Source organism: Saliniramus fredricksonii (assembly GCF_900094735.1).
In the GTDB taxonomy this organism is placed as follows: Bacteria; Pseudomonadota; Alphaproteobacteria; order Rhizobiales; family Beijerinckiaceae; genus Saliniramus; species Saliniramus fredricksonii.
On record NZ_FMBM01000002.1, the window covers coordinates 951,255 to 969,021 of the forward strand.

11 protein-coding genes are annotated in these 17,767 nt (G+C 63.8%); 6 read left to right on the forward strand and 5 right to left on the reverse strand.

The window, feature by feature from the left end; translation table 11 throughout:
- Positions 1–54: 54 nt before the first annotated feature.
- Together GA0071312_RS11015 and GA0071312_RS11020 are read right to left on the reverse strand one after the other, a co-directional pair.
- Positions 55–1,212: a glycosyltransferase gene (locus GA0071312_RS11015; protein ID WP_165604016.1), complete on the reverse strand. Its 1,158-nt coding sequence runs from the start codon at positions 1,210–1,212 to the stop codon at positions 55–57.
- A gap of 20 nt (positions 1,213–1,232) precedes the next feature.
- Positions 1,233–1,790 carry a polysaccharide biosynthesis/export family protein gene (locus GA0071312_RS11020; RefSeq protein ID WP_420819962.1) on the reverse strand — a complete coding sequence of 186 codons (558 nt, stop codon included), beginning with the start codon at positions 1,788–1,790 and terminating at the stop codon, positions 1,233–1,235.
- 190 nt (positions 1,791–1,980) lie between these two features.
- Between GA0071312_RS11020 and GA0071312_RS11025 the strand changes: the two genes are divergently transcribed.
- The gene (locus GA0071312_RS11025; RefSeq protein WP_165604017.1) at positions 1,981–5,319 is read left to right on the forward strand and encodes a GumC family protein; all 3,339 of its coding nucleotides are present in this window, start codon (positions 1,981–1,983) and stop codon (positions 5,317–5,319) included.
- A 78-nt stretch (positions 5,320–5,397) separates the two neighbouring features.
- Positions 5,398–6,447, forward strand: a complete 1,050-nt coding sequence (locus tag GA0071312_RS11030; RefSeq protein ID WP_074445008.1) for a polysaccharide deacetylase family protein — start codon at positions 5,398–5,400, stop codon at positions 6,445–6,447.
- Between the two features lie 33 nt (positions 6,448–6,480).
- Here GA0071312_RS11030 and GA0071312_RS11035 read toward each other — a convergent pair whose 3' ends face one another.
- Positions 6,481–8,664 (reverse strand): TRAP transporter permease, encoded by a 2,184-nt coding sequence (locus tag GA0071312_RS11035; protein WP_074445009.1) that lies wholly within the window; start codon positions 8,662–8,664, stop codon positions 6,481–6,483.
- A 111-nt stretch (positions 8,665–8,775) separates the two neighbouring features.
- Complete coding sequence (locus GA0071312_RS11040) at positions 8,776–9,744, reverse strand: TAXI family TRAP transporter solute-binding subunit (RefSeq protein WP_074445010.1); 969 nt, start codon at positions 9,742–9,744, stop codon at positions 8,776–8,778.
- A gap of 283 nt (positions 9,745–10,027) precedes the next feature.
- On the opposite strand from GA0071312_RS11040, the gene GA0071312_RS11045 reads away from it, so the two are divergent.
- Positions 10,028–10,849 carry a hypothetical protein gene (locus GA0071312_RS11045; RefSeq protein WP_131817781.1) on the forward strand — a complete coding sequence of 274 codons (822 nt, stop codon included), beginning with the start codon at positions 10,028–10,030 and terminating at the stop codon, positions 10,847–10,849.
- A gap of 21 nt (positions 10,850–10,870) precedes the next feature.
- Here GA0071312_RS11045 and GA0071312_RS11050 read toward each other — a convergent pair whose 3' ends face one another.
- The gene (locus tag GA0071312_RS11050; protein ID WP_074445012.1) at positions 10,871–12,172 is read right to left on the reverse strand and encodes an MFS transporter; all 1,302 of its coding nucleotides are present in this window, start codon (positions 12,170–12,172) and stop codon (positions 10,871–10,873) included.
- Positions 12,173–12,606: 434 nt separating this feature from the next.
- On the opposite strand from GA0071312_RS11050, the gene GA0071312_RS11055 reads away from it, so the two are divergent.
- Genes GA0071312_RS11055 through GA0071312_RS11065 form a run of 3 tightly spaced genes read left to right on the forward strand, consistent with a single transcriptional unit; the run spans position 12,607 to position 17,462 of the window.
- Positions 12,607–14,553 (forward strand): PrkA family serine protein kinase, encoded by a 1,947-nt coding sequence (locus tag GA0071312_RS11055; protein ID WP_074445013.1) that lies wholly within the window; start codon positions 12,607–12,609, stop codon positions 14,551–14,553.
- A gap of 33 nt (positions 14,554–14,586) precedes the next feature.
- Positions 14,587–15,897 carry a YeaH/YhbH family protein gene (locus GA0071312_RS11060; RefSeq protein ID WP_074445014.1) on the forward strand — a complete coding sequence of 437 codons (1,311 nt, stop codon included), beginning with the start codon at positions 14,587–14,589 and terminating at the stop codon, positions 15,895–15,897.
- Entirely contained in the window at positions 15,894–17,462 is a 1,569-nt protein-coding gene (locus GA0071312_RS11065; RefSeq protein WP_074445015.1) for a SpoVR family protein, read from the forward strand. Before GA0071312_RS11060 ends, GA0071312_RS11065 begins: the two co-directional genes overlap by 4 nt.
- Positions 17,463–17,767 lie beyond the last annotated feature (305 nt).

Here is a 17,767-nt window from a genome sequence, read left to right on the forward strand (position 1 = left end):
GATCAATTCGGCGAATTGACCTGTTCACATTAACAGCGCCCGGTGAGGGAAGACTTAACGTGATGGCACAGCAGCGGCACGACGCTCCGCTCCCTTTTGGTAACCCGCAAGAACGGCATCGGTCATGCTGGCGACGGAAAAATTCGTTTCGAGAAAGGCGCGGGTCTGCTCAATCCGGGAATGCGTGGCCGCTGCATCCTCGGTGAGCTGACGCAGGATGGCCTGGGCGAGTGCGCCAACATCGCCTGGCTCGACGAGCGTATCGACGCAAGGTGCCAGGATATCGGGGATACCGCCGACATTGGTCGAGACTATCGGCATGCCGGCAGCCGCCGCTTCGAGCACGACATAGGGCAGGGATTCCGCGTGCGAGGGCATCACCATGATCCGCGCCCGCGCGAGCACGTCGCGGATCGGCTGGGCATCCTCGAAAGTCACATCCTCGATCAGGCCGTATTCGCTCGCCCGTTGCATCAGCAAGACCCGGTCGGGGCCCGATCCCACGGCGAGGAGGCGCGGGGCGCTGCCGCGTTTCTGCCGGATCAGCCGCATCGCCTGCAGCAGCGTATCCACACCCTTGGCGAGCAGCATCTCGCCGATGAAGATGAGATCGAAGGCGGCATCCGCATTGTCGACGGGCTCGAACTCCGCCGGATACAAGCCGTTATGAACAATCATGGCGGGGCGATCGGTGGCGCCGACATAGTGATCGAAACGGCTCGCGACATGGCGGCTCTCGAACAGAAACACGTCGGTTCGGCGCGCCATCCACCGTTCCGCCGCCATGTACAGGTGGTGGCGGGGATTGCCGGGGCCGAAATGGAAGCTGCCACCATGGGGCGTGTAGGCGCGCACCGCATCAGGGGCGTGACGGCGCGCCAGGGCCCGCGCATAAAGCCCGCCCTTGGAGCCGTGCCCGTGCAGCACGCTCGCACCGATGTCACGTTGCAGACGGGCCAGCGCGCGCAGGGCCGCGAGGTCGCGCGCAGACGGGTTTCGTGTCATCGCTACCCGGGTGATGCCGAGCTCCAGCGCGGGCCGCGCCCGTTCGATCATCGCATCGGTGCGGGCATTGGTTTGCGAGGAATCAAAGAAAAGACCCACTGCATGACCCCGTGCCGCCTGCTCGCAGGCAAGGTCGATCACATGGCGAAACAGCCCGCCGATCGGCGCGCGAAACACGTGCAGAATGCGAAGCGGCCCGTATGCCACATGAGTCTCCATGTCGGACATCAGAACCAGCGCTCGCGCACGATCACGGTATCGCCCGGGCGCAACGTGTAATCGATCGGCGCATTGAAGCGATCGGTTTCATCCCCGATCTTGCGCGAAACCGTGACGGAACTGCGTACGGCCCGCGGCGTGAAGCCGCCCGCGATCGCGATCGCGTTCTCCACGCTCATGCCGGCAACATAGTCGTACTGACCGCCCCGCGTGACCTCGCCCATGATGTAGAAGGGGCGGTAGGTATCGATTTCGACGGTGACGCGCGGCTCGCGGATGAAGCCCGAGCCGAGGCGATCGGCGACGCGCTCCGCCGCTTGCGTCGTCGTCAGCCCCTCGACGGTGACGGCGCCGATCAGCGGCACCGTGATCGCCCCGCTGCCATCGACCATGTAGATGTTGGACAGCGAATCCTGCCCGAACACGATCAGCCGTACCCGATCGTCCGTAGCCAGACGATAATCGCGCGCCGAAAAGCTTTCGTCATCGCGTCGCACCGTCAAAGCTGCACAACCTGGAAGTGCAGCCGCTGTCAGCAGGAGAGCGAGTGTCTTGCGCCTGTTCATCGGAGTTTCGACCATCCGGCTGGGGTGAATCTGCGCAAACGGTAAATTGATACGGTTAACAGAACCTTGCGCGATTCAATCAAGTGACGAAACGCGGCAGGTCGACCGGTTTTCTTAACCAACCGGAAACCCTGTCTGTTCATCCTGTGCACAAATCCGGATCGAGACGGAAGCCAGTATGGAGCGCGAGATGAAGCAACCTCGAGATGCGTCGTTTGACCAGGGCGGTCGCGATGGCATGGTGGATCTGCGCGAGATCCTGCTGGCGCTGCGCGGGCGGTTCAAGACGATCCTCGCCATTACCTTTGCCGTCGCCATCGGCGCGATCGTTTTCGTCCTCACCGCGACACCGCGTTTTGCCGGTGAAACCCAGGTGCTTCTGGAGAACCGGGACAGCGTCTTCACCCGCACCCTCTCCGAGCGCGAATTGCCAGACGGCAGCATCGACGAGCAGGCCGTGCTGAGCCAGGTCGAGGTCGTCAGTTCGCGCGAGGTGGCGCGGGAGACGATCCGCCGGCTCGGGCTCGTCGGCAACACGGAATTCGATCCACTGGTCGGGCCGATGGATCCGATCACGCGTGTGCGCACCATGCTCGGCATCGCCGATGGAAGCTATGACGGGAACGAGGAAGACCGGATCCTGGATGCCTACTACCGCGCCCTCACCGTCTATGCCGTGCCGCGCTCGCGCGTCCTCGCCATCGAGTTCCGGTCTGCGGATCCCGATCTTTCCGCCCAGGCCGCCAATACCATTGCCGAGGTCTATCTCGACCAGCTGGAGGAGGCGCAGGCCGAACTCGCCCGGGCCGCTTCGGACTGGCTCGGCACCAATATCGAGGATTTGCGTGAGCGTGTGAGCGAGGCGGAAGCGGCCGTTGAATCGTTTCGCGCTTCCTCGCGGCTGTTCTTGACCGGAGACAGCGCCAGCATTTCGTCGCAGCAATTGAGCGATCTCAACACGCGGCTCGCGGAAGCCCGCTCGACCCAGGCCGATTCGGAGGCCCGGGCGCAGTTGCTGAGTGAGATGATCGCCGAGGGCAGGGCCTTCGAGATTCCCGATGTCGCGAGCAACGAACTGATCGGTCGGCTGATCGAGCAGCGCATCGACCTGCGTTCCCAGATCGCGCTCGAGCAGCGTACGCTGCTACCCGGGCACCCGCGCATTCTGGAACTGCGCGCCCAGCTCGCGGATCTCGATGAGCAGATTACCGCTTCCGCCGAGCGCACGGTTCGCATTCTCGAAAACGAAGCGCGCATTGCCGCCTCCCGTGTCGAATCGCTGGAAGCGGCGCTCGATGCGCAGATGAGTGTCGTCGCGCAAGCCAATGAGAGCGAGGTGCAATTGCGCGCTCTCGAACGCGAGGCGCGGGCCGAGCGCGAGCAGTTGGAGAACTACCTCACCCGCTACCGCGAGGCGATTGCACGCGGCTCGCAGAATGCGACATTGCCCGATGCGCGTATCGTCTCGCGTGCCGTCGTGCCGCGGGAGCCGGTTTTTCCGCGCAAGGCGCCCACCGTTGTTCTGGCGACGCTCGGCGCAGCCTTCGTCGCGACCGGCGGTGTCGTCGTCGCGGCTCTGGTCTCCGGCGGCGCGCCGGCGGCGCCCGCAATGGCTGCGGGCTATGGACATGCAGCACAAAGGCGCGACTCCGATTCTCACGAGGACGAGCCACGCCATGACGCCGCACCGGCGCTCGACCCGAACTGGCCCGACGGGGTGCCGATCGCCCCCCGGATCGGTGCGGGCGGGGCGACTGCGGTCAGTGCGGCTCTGGCCGAGCATCCGCAAACCCGCGCGGATGCCCCTTCCCCGGATGCCTTCCACACGGACCCAAAGACTTCCGTCGCGCAAGCGCCTCAGCCGAAAGCGGATGGCGGCATGCAGATGGCCGGCGCGGATACCGTCGACGCGCCGCCGCAATCCAGGCGCACAAGGCAGCCTTCTTTCATCGAAATCCCCGTGCAAGCGGCGCAGCCGCAAGCAGAGGAAGAGGTGCTGACCGGCGTCCGCAAGCTCGGCGCGCGCCTGCGCGGCACGTTGGAAGGGGGCGCAGAGAACGCCGATGCCGGCGCGCTTCCTGCCCCGAAGGACATGGCTGATCCCCATGACGCCTCCGACGAAAGCGCCCCGCCATCTGCCGGACCGGCAGTTCGCCCTGACGCAACGGTGGGGGGCGATACGCCGCCTGACGCTGCGTCGCGCGATGACGTTGCTGCGTCGCCGTCCGATGCGCCTGCGCAAGAACCCGCCGCCGCTGTCGCTGCACCAAGATCCGCTGCAAACAGGACACCCGCAGCCGGCTCCGGCGGGAAAACGACCGAGGCGCGCCCCGCCGTATCGGAGCCGGTCGCAGCATCGTCCGGATCGACGGCCGAGACGGCGATTGAAGACGAGACCGGGATTGCCAAAACGGTCGAGGCAACGCAAAACGAAGCCGGTGTGGCGGGCGAAGCAGAGCCGGTGCCCGCGCCATTGCCGAAAGAACCGCTTCCAGAGACATGGCAGGAACTGGTCTCGCAGGAACTGGTCTCGCAGGAGCTGGTCTCGCAGGAGCCGGTCACAGAGCCCGCCGAAGGCGCGGCTGCCGCCGTGCAAGCGGAAGCGCACGCCGACAAGGCGGATGACGCGGTGAAACACAAGCCGCGTCTGCGCCGCAAGCAGGCAGCAAGCAAGGCCGTTGCCGATTCCAGGGAGGCGCGCGCGCAGGAAGATCGCCTCGATGCAGCCTGGCAGGAAACACAGAAGACGAAGCCCGCCGCGGATGATCCGGGAACCGTACCCGCAGGGACAGTCTCCAGCAGGGCCGGTGAGGAAACGGTCGAGGCCTCCGTGCCTGTTCTCGATGATGGGCTACCCGCCGGGAATTCAGTGCCCGTTTCGGCGCAGCTATCATCGGCTGCGCAGGAGGCCGTGGCGGACTCCTCGGACTCTCTCGCGGCAGCATCGGTCGACAGCGAGGCGGCTTACGATTTCAGCGTGCTGCTTGCAAGATTGCGCGAGAACCAGCGTCAGGATCGCGGCCAGCGCGTCCTCGTCACCGGGCTCGGCGATGCCGCACGTCTGCGCCGTTTCGGCGAAAAGCTGGGCCAGGCCGGTGCCCGTGCCGGGCGCTGCATCCTCGTCTCGATGCAGGATGACGGCTCCGGATCCGTACCGGGGCTGAGTGATCTGATCGCGGAGCGTGCCAGCTTCTTCGACGTGATCCGGCGCGATCCGGCATCGTCCCTGCATCGCGTCGAAAGGGGACGCGCCGATGCAGCGTCGTTGATCGACGACGCTGACGGACTCGATATCGCGCTGACGGCCTTCCAGCACACCTATGGGCTCGTCTTCATGCTGGTGCCTGATCCCTCCGATACGGCCTTGCTGAAATCTCTGGCCGGTGCGGTGGATACGATCATCATCGCCGCCGATCGTGAAGCCGATGACCCCGAACTCGTCGATCTCTATGCGCGTGTTGCGGGAATGGGTTCGGCGGATGTCGTGGTGGCCGGGGTCGGGCGCAGGGCGGGCGTTGCCGCTGCCTGATCCGTTCAGGTGATGCCGACATGCCCGCAGCGCCGGTCGGGCCCCGTCGGCGCGTGATTCTCGAGCCGGAGAGCGTGCATGTCATTGAAATCCGCCATCATCCGCACGGGGCTGCGCGCGATCGACTGGAGCCGGGCCGATCTCTGGCTGGCGCCCGTCTCGCGCGGCACCGGCATCATCTTGATGTTTCACCATGTGCGCCCGGCCAGCTACGGCACCTTCGCGCCCAACCGCCTGCTGGAGATCACGCCCGCATTCTTCGAAACGGTTGTGAGCATGGTCCGGGAAGCCGGGTACGAGATCATTGCACAGGATGCCTTGCCGCAGCGCCTGCGGGAAAAGGGTGGGCGACCCTTCGCGCTCCTCACCTTCGATGACGGCTATCGCGACAATGCGGAATACGCGTTGCCGATCCTGCGTCGCCATGCCGTGCCGGCGACCTTCTTCATCACCACCGGCTTCGCCGATGGCCACGGACGCCTCTGGTGGCTCGAACTGGAGGAGGCGATCCGCAGGCTCGACCGGGTGCTCTTCACCCATGACGGGCGTGATTTTGATCTGCCGGCGCGCGATGATGCAGAAAAGCAGATCGCCTTCGAGACCACCTATTGGCGCCTGCGCAGCGGTGACGAAGCGACGCTGCTGGCCGTTATCGCCGATCTCGCCGCTCAGGCCGGTCTCGACAGCCGCGCCCTGACGCGCGGGCTCTGCATGACATGGGATGAAATCAGGGCCGTGGCGGGAGACCCCCTGATCACCATCGGTGCCCATACGGTGAGCCATCCGATGCTGGCCAAGCATGACGATGTCACGGCGCGCTACGAGATCGTGCAATCACGCGACCGCCTCGCCGAGGAGCTCGGCTGCAATGTGGCGCATTTCGCCTATCCGGTGGGAGATCCCGGTTCAGCCGGGCCGCGCGATTTCGCTCTGGCTCAGGAAGCGGGATTCACCACCGCGGTGACGACGCGGCCCGGTCACGTCTTTGCCGGTCATGCCGATCATCCCCATGCCCTGCCACGCGTTTCCGTGAACGGCCTGCATCAGAGCCGCAAGACCATGCGCGCCCTGCTCTCCGGCGTCCCGTTCATGCTGTGGAACAAGGGCCGGCGGCTCAATACGCGCTGAGCCGTCGCAACCCGGTCCTGCGGGGCGCGCTCGTCAGTCGAGGCCGCGCGCGATATTCGATGCGGTGACGAACTGCTTCTGGATGACGAAGACGGCCAGGCCGACGCCGATGCCGATGATATCGGAGACCCAGCCTCCCTGAATCATGGCGAGCGCCGCAACCAGCAGCACGATGCGCAGCACCCAGTTGAGCAGTCCGAAGAACCAGCCCTGGATCGCAGCGGCGAGCAGGAAAATGCCAAGCGCCGCCGTGAACAGGACGCGCGCGATTTCAAGCCATTCGCCCTGCATCAGGAGCGCGTTGTTGTAGAAGAACATGAACGGTACCACGAAGGCGGCAAGGCCGATCTTGAAGCTCTCCACGGAGGTGCGCATCGGGTCCGAGCCCGCCAGCGCCGCCCCGGCATAGGCTGCGAGTGCCACGGGTGGGGTGATCGCCGACATCACGGCGAAGTAGAAGATGAAGAAATGCGCCGTCAGCGGCGGGATACCGAGCTGGATCAGGCCTGGCGCAACGACCGATGCCGCCACCGCGTAAGCCGCCGTCGTCGGCATGCCCATGCCGAGGATGATGGAGATGCACATGGCAAAGAACAGCGCCATAAACTCGCTTTGATCCGCCACCGCCATCAGCACGCCCGACAAGCGTCCGCCGACACCGGTCATGGCGATCACGCCCACGATCACGCCCGCCGCAGCACAGACCGCGACCAGTTGCAGAGACATCTTCGCAGCGATTTCGAGCGCATAAAGGATGGCGCGCGGGCCCATGCGGAACGGCGTCAGCCAGCTCACGACAGCGGCGGCGCCCATGGCGAGCGTGCCGGCGCGGATCACGGAATAACCGACGAACAGCGCACCGATCAGGATCACGATCGGAATGAAGAGAAACGCCTGCTTCGCAAGCTTGCGGAACTGCGGCAACTCGTTGCGCGGCAGGCCCTTCATGCCGTTCTTCAGGGCCTCGTTGTCGACCATGAAATAGACCGAGAGGAAGTAGAGGATCGCCGGAATGATCGCCGCGATGACGATATCGGTATAGGGGATGCCGGTGATCTCGGCCATGATGAAGGCGCCCGCGCCCATGATCGGCGGCAGGATCTGCCCGCCCGACGAGGCGGCGGCCTCGACCGCTGCGGCCGTCTGGGGCTTGTATCCGACCTTCTTCATCAGCGGAATCGTGAGTGAACCGGTGGAGACGACATTGCCGGCTGAGGTGCCGTTGATCATGCCCATCAGACCGGAGCCGAACACCGCGACCTTCGCCGGCCCGCCGCGCGCACCGCCCGCAGCCGCGAAGGCGAAATTGACGAAATACTCGCCCACCCTGCTCGCCTGCAGGAAGGCCGCGAAGGTGATGAAGAGAATGATATAGGTCGAGGAGACCGCCGTTGTCGGTCCAAGAATGCCGTTATCGGTATAGAGAAAGGCGAAGAAGCGCTGGGGCGCATAGCCGCGATGCTCCAGGAAACCTGGCAGCCACGGCCCGACGAAGGCATAGGCCACGAAGGCCGCGACGATGATGACGAGCGCCAGACCAGCCAGACGGCGCGTCAGTTCCAGGATCAGCAGAATGCCGGCAATCGAGGCCCACATGTCATTGGGATGCGGGAAGACCTGGGCGCGGGTGCGCAGGAAATGCGCATGGGCAATGATATAGACGCCCACCGCAATCGCGGCGAGGGCGAGGAGCAGATCGCCAGGCGCGAGCCTGCCGCGGTCTCCCGGCGGGAAAATCCAGGTCGCGAGGATCGCCAGACCCGTACCGGCGATGATCGGCAGGCCGAATGTGGTGACCATCTTGTCCGGCGGGGCGCCCGTCGCGATCAGATCGCCTGTCGCGACGGCGAGCGCGATCCGGCCGAGAGCCGTGAGGATCAGAAGCGCCGCGATGCCGAGCAGGGCGAGTTCGACGAGCGAGCGCGTATGCGCACGCCCCTGCGGATCGATGAAACCGCGCGCGGAGAACAAGGTGAAGCCGAGTGCGAGACCGCCCGTCACGTGCGCCAGCCGGTAGACCCAGGTCTCCAGCGGATAGAGATTCATCACACCGATATGAAAGGTCGTGTAGGCGATGCACAGGGCCGCAACGAGTTGATGGCTCCGGCCTTCGAAGATGCGCTGGTTACCAGCATAGATCTCGCGATCAACGCCGCTGGCAATGTTCTTTGTCCCGGAAGCGTCTTCCGGCGCCTCACGCACATCCGCGGCGACCATGCGCCCCTCCCGATGAAACCCCACCAATGGCCGTTTCGGCCTTGATCTTGCGACGGAGGCCACGACAAACGCGGCCTCCATCGAAGTCATGCAATGACGGCGATGCCGTGGTCAGCCGCGCAGATCTTCCGGGATCTCGATGCCGATTTCCTCGTAATAGCGCACGGCACCCGGGTGGAACGGCAGGAAGCTGTTATTGTCCCAGTTTTCAGCCAGCGTAGCCGCCGCAGCAGCATGGATCTGCATCATGCGCTCGTTGTTCTCGAGCACCGTCTTGGTGATCTCGTAGGCCAGGCTCTCGGGCATGTCCTGATGCGCGATCGCGTAGTTCCACATCGCCACGGAGGCCTGGTCCTCCTCCTGCACGGAGTAGGTGTCGGCGGGGATGGTGAAGGCCGAGACTTCCGGGAAGGCTTCGAGAACCTGCTCGTGCTCTTCCGGCGTGAAGCCGAAGGTGATCACGTCGGCTTCGGCTGCGAGCTGCGAGAAGGCCGCAGTCGGGAGGCCGGCTGCGAAGACGAAGGCATCGACCAGCCCGTCCTGCAGCTGGCTGGCGGAATCCGCCGCGCCTGCATAGGAAATGGTCGCGTCCACACCGAGCGTTTCGAGAATGCGCGGCCAATAGGTGCCGGGTGTTCCACCAGCCGGGCCGACCGAAACACGGCGCCCGTCGAGATCACTTACCGAATTGATATCCGACGAGCGCAGGGTGATCCCGTGGAAGGGGGTCTCGTACATCGGGAAAAGGGCGCGGATATCCTTGTGCTCGAGGCCCGGAGCCAACTCGCTCTGGCCCGTCCAGGCTTCGAAGGCCGGGCCGAGGGTCACGAGGCCGATATCGTGCTCGCCGGTCTGAACCAGCGTGACGTTCTGCACGGGGCCGCCGGTCACCTCGCCGGAGACATTCACGTCGAGCTCATCGGTGAGGAAGCTCGCCATGCCGCCGCCATAGACGAAGTAGACGCCACCCTGGCTGGCGGTACCGACGGTCAGGTCGCGCGGCCAGTCATCAGGCTGGGCGAGAGCCGTGCCGGAGACGAGAATTCCGGCTAATGCCAGACCAGTTGCAATTTTTTTCATGCGTTGTTCCTCCCTCGAAGAATTGGGGGTTCAATTTGAACCAAGCCCTGCATGGGGCGCAAGGCTGCCCTCATTAGCAATAGGGACAAGGTCGCTTTTGTAAAGGCCGGACTGTCTTGCGAATCGTGTGATCAGGAGGGGTGGGGTGATGATCTGCGACGAAAGGATGATGCGGGCCGGAATGCTGCGATGCGAAAGATTTGTGTGGCCTCTGGATTTGAACAATTAAAAATGGCATGTTTTTATGATAAATAATAATACATTATATTAAGAGGGTTATGATATGAATTCAATACCAGTCGATGCCATGGCTCCGAAGGCGCAGCAGCGTGCCAACCCGAATCCCCGGTTTTCCCTGATCGAAACTGCGCAGGATGCTTTCGCAGCCGAGATGTCAGCGCAGGAACCCGGCATGCGGGGTCCACTCTGGAATGAGGCCGGGGCGCGGGACGTCGAAGGCATGCGCCCCCAGCCGCTCTTGCGCAGGCAGGCGCCCGACGATCCGCATCTGCGATCACTCGCCGCGCCGGCGCGTTCGCTTCCGCCGGAAAGGACCGAGGCGTTCGAAGCCTTCTGCTGGATTGGTGCCGAAGCGGCGCCGGGATTGCATATCGGCGCTGATCACGAACCGAGCGAGTCGCGTATCGGCGTGACGACCACCGGATCGGTAGATACCGATGGCGGCTGGTCGGGCCTCGTCGTCACGCAGCCGCCCGGGTCTGATGGGAGCGCGGCCCGCCTGCGCGCACAGATCGGCGGCAGCACCGATTTCGCGCTGTCCGATGATCTGCGCGCGGCGATCCGGGGCAACGCGGCCGTGACAACGGATGGTGGCGCAAGTGCGCATGCCGATCTCTCGCTCACCACCGGCGGCGGGACCGGGTTCGGCGTTGCCGCCAGCGCAGGGCCTGATGGCGTCGCGCATGAGGCCCATATCCGGCAACAGATCGGCGATGGCGGCACCCTGTCCGGGCATGTGATCCGACCCGCCGATGACGGCGAGACGGAATGGCGCCTGCGCTACGACGCTACCGATTTTCGCGCCGAGCTCTATCAGCGCGGTGACGATTGGGGCGCGGGCGTGAATCTGCGCGCACGCTGGTGAGAAGCAGGCCGCGTCCCGAGTTCAGGGGCGTGGCACTTCGGCGTTCTCGAGCGCGGGGTTCTGCGCAGGCGCGGCGCTCGAAAACCCGAAATCCTCCTCCGATTCCGGATGGAGCGGCGCGGCCACCGGGGTCGTGCGCGGCAGGGTCTGGAAGCGGCCCTGCTGGTCTGCGGGCACCGGCGCGCGGGCCTTCAGCCGCCAGACGGCGAAGCCGACGGAGAGGAAGCCGACGACGGCGGTGAAGAGAAAAAGCCCGGCAGGGCCGGCGAGGTTCATCACCCCGGCGGCGAGAAGCGGCCCCAGCGTGGCGCCGGCGGAATAGGTCAAAACCAGCCCGCCGCTCGCCGCGATCCGCTCCTCGCGTTCGAGGTGGTCATTGGTATGGGCGACGCAGAGCGGGTACAGCACGAAGGCGATCCCACCGAAAGCCGCGCCGAGGATCAGCAGAGCAATCTGGCCGCCTGCAGGTGCCGCGATCATCGCAACCGAGGTCAGCGCGCCGGCGATGATCACCCCGACGATGACGAGGCGTCGGTCGATCAGATCGGACAGGCGTCCCACGGGCCATTGCAGGATCACGCCGCCAAAGATGATGGCGCTCATGAACCATGCCGTCTGCCGCAGATCAAAACCGATCCCCGCAGCGTAGACCGGTGCCAGCGCATAGATTGCGCCGATCACCAGTCCCGAGGAGATGCAGCCGAAGATCCCGAGTGGCGAAGCCTCGTAGAGACGCCTGAAGCTCAGTGAAGCGATGTCCGGCAGAAGTGGCGGCGCCATGCGCGTCATCGCCACCGGCACGGCGGCGAGGCTGAGCACCACCCCCATCATGATGAAGAGCAGGAAGCCGGTCTCGTCCGGCACCCCGATCATGAACTGGCCGGCGGACTGGGCAAGATACATGCAACTCATGTAGCTGGCGAGCAGCGCGCCGCGATTCTGCGTCGTGGCAGAGTCGTTGAGCCAGCTTTCAATGCAGACGAACAGCCCGGCCATGCAGAAACCCTGCACGAAGCGCAGCGCCGCCCAGGGGACAGGATCAAGATGGACCGGATAGGCCAGCGTGCTCGCCGTCACGATCGCCGTGAAAGCGGCGAAGGCGCGGATATGGCCGATGCGCGTGACGATGCGGAAAGTCTGCAGCGAGCCGACCGTCAGCCCACCGAAATAGGCCGCCATGACAAGGCCGATGATCGGCGTCGCCAACTCCGCCTCGTTCATGCGGATGCCGAGAATCGTCCCGAGTGGTCCCGACCCGGCCATGAGCAGGATAGTCGCGACCAGAAGGACCAGGACCGGGCGCAGCGCGTCTTTGAAGGCCATGATGGGAATGCTTTGTCGCAGGAGTTCGAGGCAGGCCGGGTGCCTGTAGGGTGTGGCGGATTTGCGGCATCAGCAAGCCTTTTCGCAAGCGAATTCCGAAAGCTCCAAACGGTTTTCGTATCTGGCTTTGAGGGCAATCATCGCGCGCTTGACGCGGATGACGTGCCGGCGCGATTTCCCGGCGAAGCGCGTAAATTTTGAGCAACCTTAAAGTGCAATTTGCGCAAGCGCCGCCTGTTTATCCGCCATGCTCCGGATGGCATTTCATATGTTTCGTGCCACACTGATGATTCGAGACGAATCGGTCTGGAGCCGTTTCCGTTTCAGGAGCGCCTGCGACGCAATGTGATCTGGCTCCTGCCGCATTTGCCGGGCAACCTGTCTGTAAATCAGCAGGTTAGCTGAGGAATGTGACGCTTGATGGAGGCAGATGCATGTATCCGAGCGACGACCTCTTCTCCTCCTTCGCCCGCAGTTACGAAGCGCGGCGCGAAACGGAAATGTCCCTGTCGGACTATCTGGAAGGCTGCCGGGACGACCCGATGATGTATGCCAGCGCGCCCGAGCGCATCCTGGCGGCGATCGGCGAGCCGGAAATGGTCGACACCTCCCGGGATTCCCGGCTCGGGCGGATCTTCATGAACCGCACCATCCGCGTCTATCCCGCCTTCGCCGAGTTCTACGGCATGGAAGAGACGATCGAGCGCATCGTTTCCTTCTTCCGGCATGCGGCGCAGGGGCTGGAGGAGCGCAAGCAGATCCTCTACCTGCTCGGCCCGGTCGGCGGCGGCAAATCCTCGCTGGCGGAACGCCTCAAGGCGCTGATGGAGGCGCATCCGATCTATGTCCTCAAGGCCGGCAACGAGATCAGCCCGGTCTTCGAGAGCCCGCTCGGCCTGTTCGATCCCGAGCGCATGGGCGAGCAGATCGAGGAGCGCTACGGCATTCCGCGCCGGCGCCTGACCGGGCTGATGAGTCCCTGGGCGCTCAAGCGGCTCGACGAGTTCGGAGGCGACATCTCGCGCTTCAAGGTGGTGAAGGTGAACCCCTCGCGCCTGCGCCAGATCGGCATCGCCAAGACCGAACCGGGTGACGAGAACAACCAGGACATCTCCTCCCTCGTCGGCAAGGTCGATATCCGCAAGCTGGAGACGCTGTCGCAGAACGACCCGGACGCCTATTCCTATGCGGGCGGGCTTAACCGGGCCAATCAGGGCATGCTCGAATTCGTCGAGATGTTCAAGGCGCCGATCAAGATGCTGCATCCGCTGCTCACCGCGACACAGGAAGGCAACTATGTCGGCACCGAGAATATCGGCGCGATCCCCTTCCAGGGCATCATCATGGCCCATTCCAACGAGGCGGAATGGCAGAGCTTCAAGACAAATAAAAACAACGAGGCCTTCATCGACCGGATCTACGTGATCAAGGTGCCGTATTGCCTGCGCGTCACGGAAGAGGAGCAGATCTATGACAAGCTGATCCGCACTTCGGAGCTCGCCGAGGCGCCTTGTGCGCCGGGCACGCTGGAAATGCTGGCGCGTTTCGCCGTGCTGTCACGGCTGCGTGAGCACGAGAATTCCAATGTCTTCTCGAAGATGCGCGTCTATGACGGAGAGAGCCTGAAGGAGGTCGATCCGCGCGCCCGCTCGATCCAGGAATATCGCGATGCGGCCGGAGTCGACGAGGGCATGGACGGCGTCTCCACCCGCTTTGCCTTCAAGGTGCTCGCTGCGACCTACAACCACGATACCACCGAGATCGCCGCCGATCCGGTGCATCTGATGTATGTGCTGGAGCAGACCGTGCGGCGCGAGCAGCTGCCGGACGAGCAGGAAAAGCGCTATATCGAGTTCATCAAGGCCGAACTCGGGCCGCGCTATGCCGAATTCATCGGCAACGAGATCCAGAAGGCCTATCTGGAGAGCTATCACGATTACGGGCAGAACGTGTTCGACCGCTATGTCGATTACGCCGATGCCTGGATCGAGGATCAGGATTTCAAGGATCCCGATACCGGCCAGTTGCTCAACCGCGAACTGCTCAACCAGGAGCTGACCAAGATCGAGAAGCCCGCGGGCATCGCCAATCCGAAGGACTTCCGCAACGAAGTGGTGAAGTTTTCGCTGCGCTCGCGGGCGAGCCATGGCGGCAAGAACCCGTCCTGGACCTCCTACGAGAAGATCCGCGAAGTCATCGAGCGGCGGATGTTCAGCCAGGTCGAAGATCTGCTGCCGGTGATCTCCTTCGGCTCGAAGAAGGACAGCGAGAGCGAGAAGAAACACAGTGAGTTCGTCGACCGGATGACCGAGCGCGGTTACACCGAGCGTCAGGTCCGCCGGCTCGTCGAGTGGTACATGCGTGTGAAACAGGCGGGTTGACCGAGAGGAAGACCCGCGAAACGGGGCGACCGGATGCATATTGTCGATCGCCGCCTCAATCCCGGCGGCAAGAGTCTCGCCAATCGTCAGCGCTTTCTCAGGCGGGCGAAAGCCTTGGTCAAACGCGCGGTGCGCGACACCACCCGCGACCGTTCGATCCGCGATGTGGAGAGCGGCGGGGAGGTGTCGATCCCCGGCGAGGGCGTGCGCGAGCCGCGCTTCCACCGCGCGGCGCAGGGCGGCATGCGCGATTACGTGCTGCCCGGCAACAAGGATTATGTCGAAGGCGAAACCATCCCGCGCCCGCCGGGCTCCGGCGGGGGAGGCGGGTCACAGGGCAGTCCGGACGGGGAGGGCGAGGACGAGTTCCGCTTCGCGCTCAGCCATGAGGAATTCGTCGATCTCTTCCTCGAGGATCTCGAACTGCCCGATCTGGCCAAGCGCAAGCTGGCGACGACAGAGCAGGTGAGCTGGCGTCGCGCCGGCTTCTCGGTGACCGGCTCACCGGCCAACCTCGCCCTGACGCGCACCATGCGCAATTCGCTCTCACGCCGCATCGCCCTGCGCCGACCCCGGCCGGAAGCGGCGGCGGCACTGGAGGAGGAGATCGCGACGCTGGAGCGGACGGGCGATGATCCGGTGCGGCTGCTGGAAGCGCGCGAGGAGCTCGCGCGCATGCAAAAGCGGCTCAAGGCGATCCCCTGGATCGACCCGATCGACCTGCGCTATCGCCGCTCGGAACCGCATCCGCGTCCCGTCGCCCAGGCGGTGATGTTCTGCCTGATGGATGTCTCGGGCTCGATGACCGAGCATATGAAGGATCTCGCCAAGCGCTTCTTCACGCTGCTCTATCTCTTCCTGAAGCGGCGCTACAAGCATGTCGAGATTGTCTTCATCCGCCACACGCACGAAGCCTCGGAAGTCGATGAAGAGACGTTCTTTTATTCCCGCGAGACCGGCGGCACCATCGTCTCGACGGCGCTGGAGGAGATGCAGCGCGTCGTGGCCGAGCGCTACCCGCCGCAGGAATGGAACATCTATGCTGCGCAGGCTTCGGATGGCGACAACACCTCCTCGGACAATCCGCGCGCCTCTGAACTCCTGACGAACACGATCCTGCCCGCCTGCCAGTATTTCGCCTATCTGGAGGTGGGGCGCGAGGATGATCCGGCGCCGATGGGCTTCGGCTATCGCCAGAGCGATCTGTGGCGACTCTACGACCTGTTGCGTCAGGGCGGCGAGCAGATCGCCATGCGCAAGGTGCGCCACCGCCGCGACATCTACCCCGTCTTCCGCGAACTCTTCCAGCGCAAGCAGGGCGCAGAAAAGGGAGTCGGCGCATGAGCACGAAAACCGCGCAGACAGCCGTGAACCCGCCGCAGAAGCCCCGTCTCTACGAGGGGGCGGACTGGGATTTCGAGACGCTCCGGCGCATCAACGAGGCCTGCGAGGAAATCGCCATCGGCGAGCTGGGTCTCGACGTCTATACCAACCAGATCGAGGTGATCACCGCCGAGCAGATGCTCGACGCCTATTCCTCGATCGGGATGCCGCTCTTCTACAAGCACTGGTCCTTCGGCAAGCATTTCGCCACGCACGAGGCCTCCTACCGCAAGGGCATGCGCGGGCTGGCCTATGAGATCGTCATCAATTCGAACCCGTGCATCTCCTATGTGATGGAGGAGAATACGGCGACGATGCAGGCGCTCGTCATCGCGCATGCGGCGTTCGGCCATAACCACTTCTTCAAGAACAATTATCTGTTCAGGCAATGGACCGATGCCGACGGCATTCTCGATTATCTCGAATTCGCCAAGGGCTATATCGCCGAATGTGAGGAGCGCTACGGCCACGGGCCGGTCGAGCGGCTGCTTGATGCCGCGCATGCGCTGATGAACCAGGCGGTGCACCGCTATCCACGCAAGATGCAGCCCGATCTGCGCAGCGAGGAGCAGCGCGAGCGCGAGCGCCGCCAGCATGAAGAGCAGATGTACAACGATCTGTGGCGCACGGTTCCGGTCAAGGAACGCACCGGGCCCGACGATGCCGATCTGGAGCGCCGGCGCGCGCTTTTGCAGCTGCCGCAGGAGAACCTGCTGTATTTCCTCGAGAAAAGCGGCCCCAAGCTCGCGCCCTGGCAGCGCGAATGCCTGCGCATCGTGCGGCTGATCGCGCAGTATTTCTACCCGCAGGGGCAGACCAAGGTGATGAACGAGGGCTGCGCCAGTTACGTGCATTACGAGATCATGAACCGGCTGCACGAGACCGGGCAGATCGGCGACGGTGACATGCTCGAATTCCTGCGCTCGCATACGAACGTGGTCTACCAGCCGGAATTCCACGAGCGGCATTATTCGGGCATCAACCCCTATGCGCTGGGTTTCGCCATGATGAAGGATATCGAGCGCATCTGCCGCGAGCCCACCGAGGAAGACCGCGTCTGGTTCCCGGATATTGCGGGCGTGGGCGATCACATGCCGGTCCTGCGCGAGATCTGGGCGAATTACCGCGACGAGAGCTTCATCCTGCAATATCTGAGCCCGCATCTGATGCGCAAATTCAAGCTCTTCCACGTCGCCGATGACGACACCCAGCCCGACATGCTGGTCGATGCCATCCACGACGAGCGCGGCTACCGCCGCCTGCGCCGCGCGCTCGCCAGGCAATACGACGTCGCCTGGCTCGACGCCGATATCCAGATCGTCGATGTCGACCTCGCCGGTGACCGCCGCCTGATCGTCCAGCACAACGTCCTCAACCGCATCCCCCTCGACGAATCCAACGCCCGCCGCACCCTCCAGCACCTCGCCGACCTCTGGGGCTACGAGGTGATGATGAAGGAAGTCGACACGCAATCGGGCGAGGTGCTCAAGGAGCACAGGGCGGTGGCACGGGATCGGATCGTGTGAAGCGGGGATCCAGTCATGGAGATCGACCGCAATTTTTTTAGAATAAGGGTTTTAGCTGCATCGGTAGAGTTTGTTCGTCTGGAGAGTTGAGTAATGGGCAAGCAGACTCAGTTTGCCGTGAACTCTTGTGGGTAGCAATAAATACAACTAAATATTGTTAAATTTCGCCCAAAGCATCGCTTTGCACCGCTCCTTCAGCGCCTCAAAGGGCAGTTTCTCCGCAAACGCACGCTCCAATAGCTGAAGAGTGAGCCATACCGAGGAGAGCGTCTTTGTGAACGCGCTGATCCATTCCATACACAGGC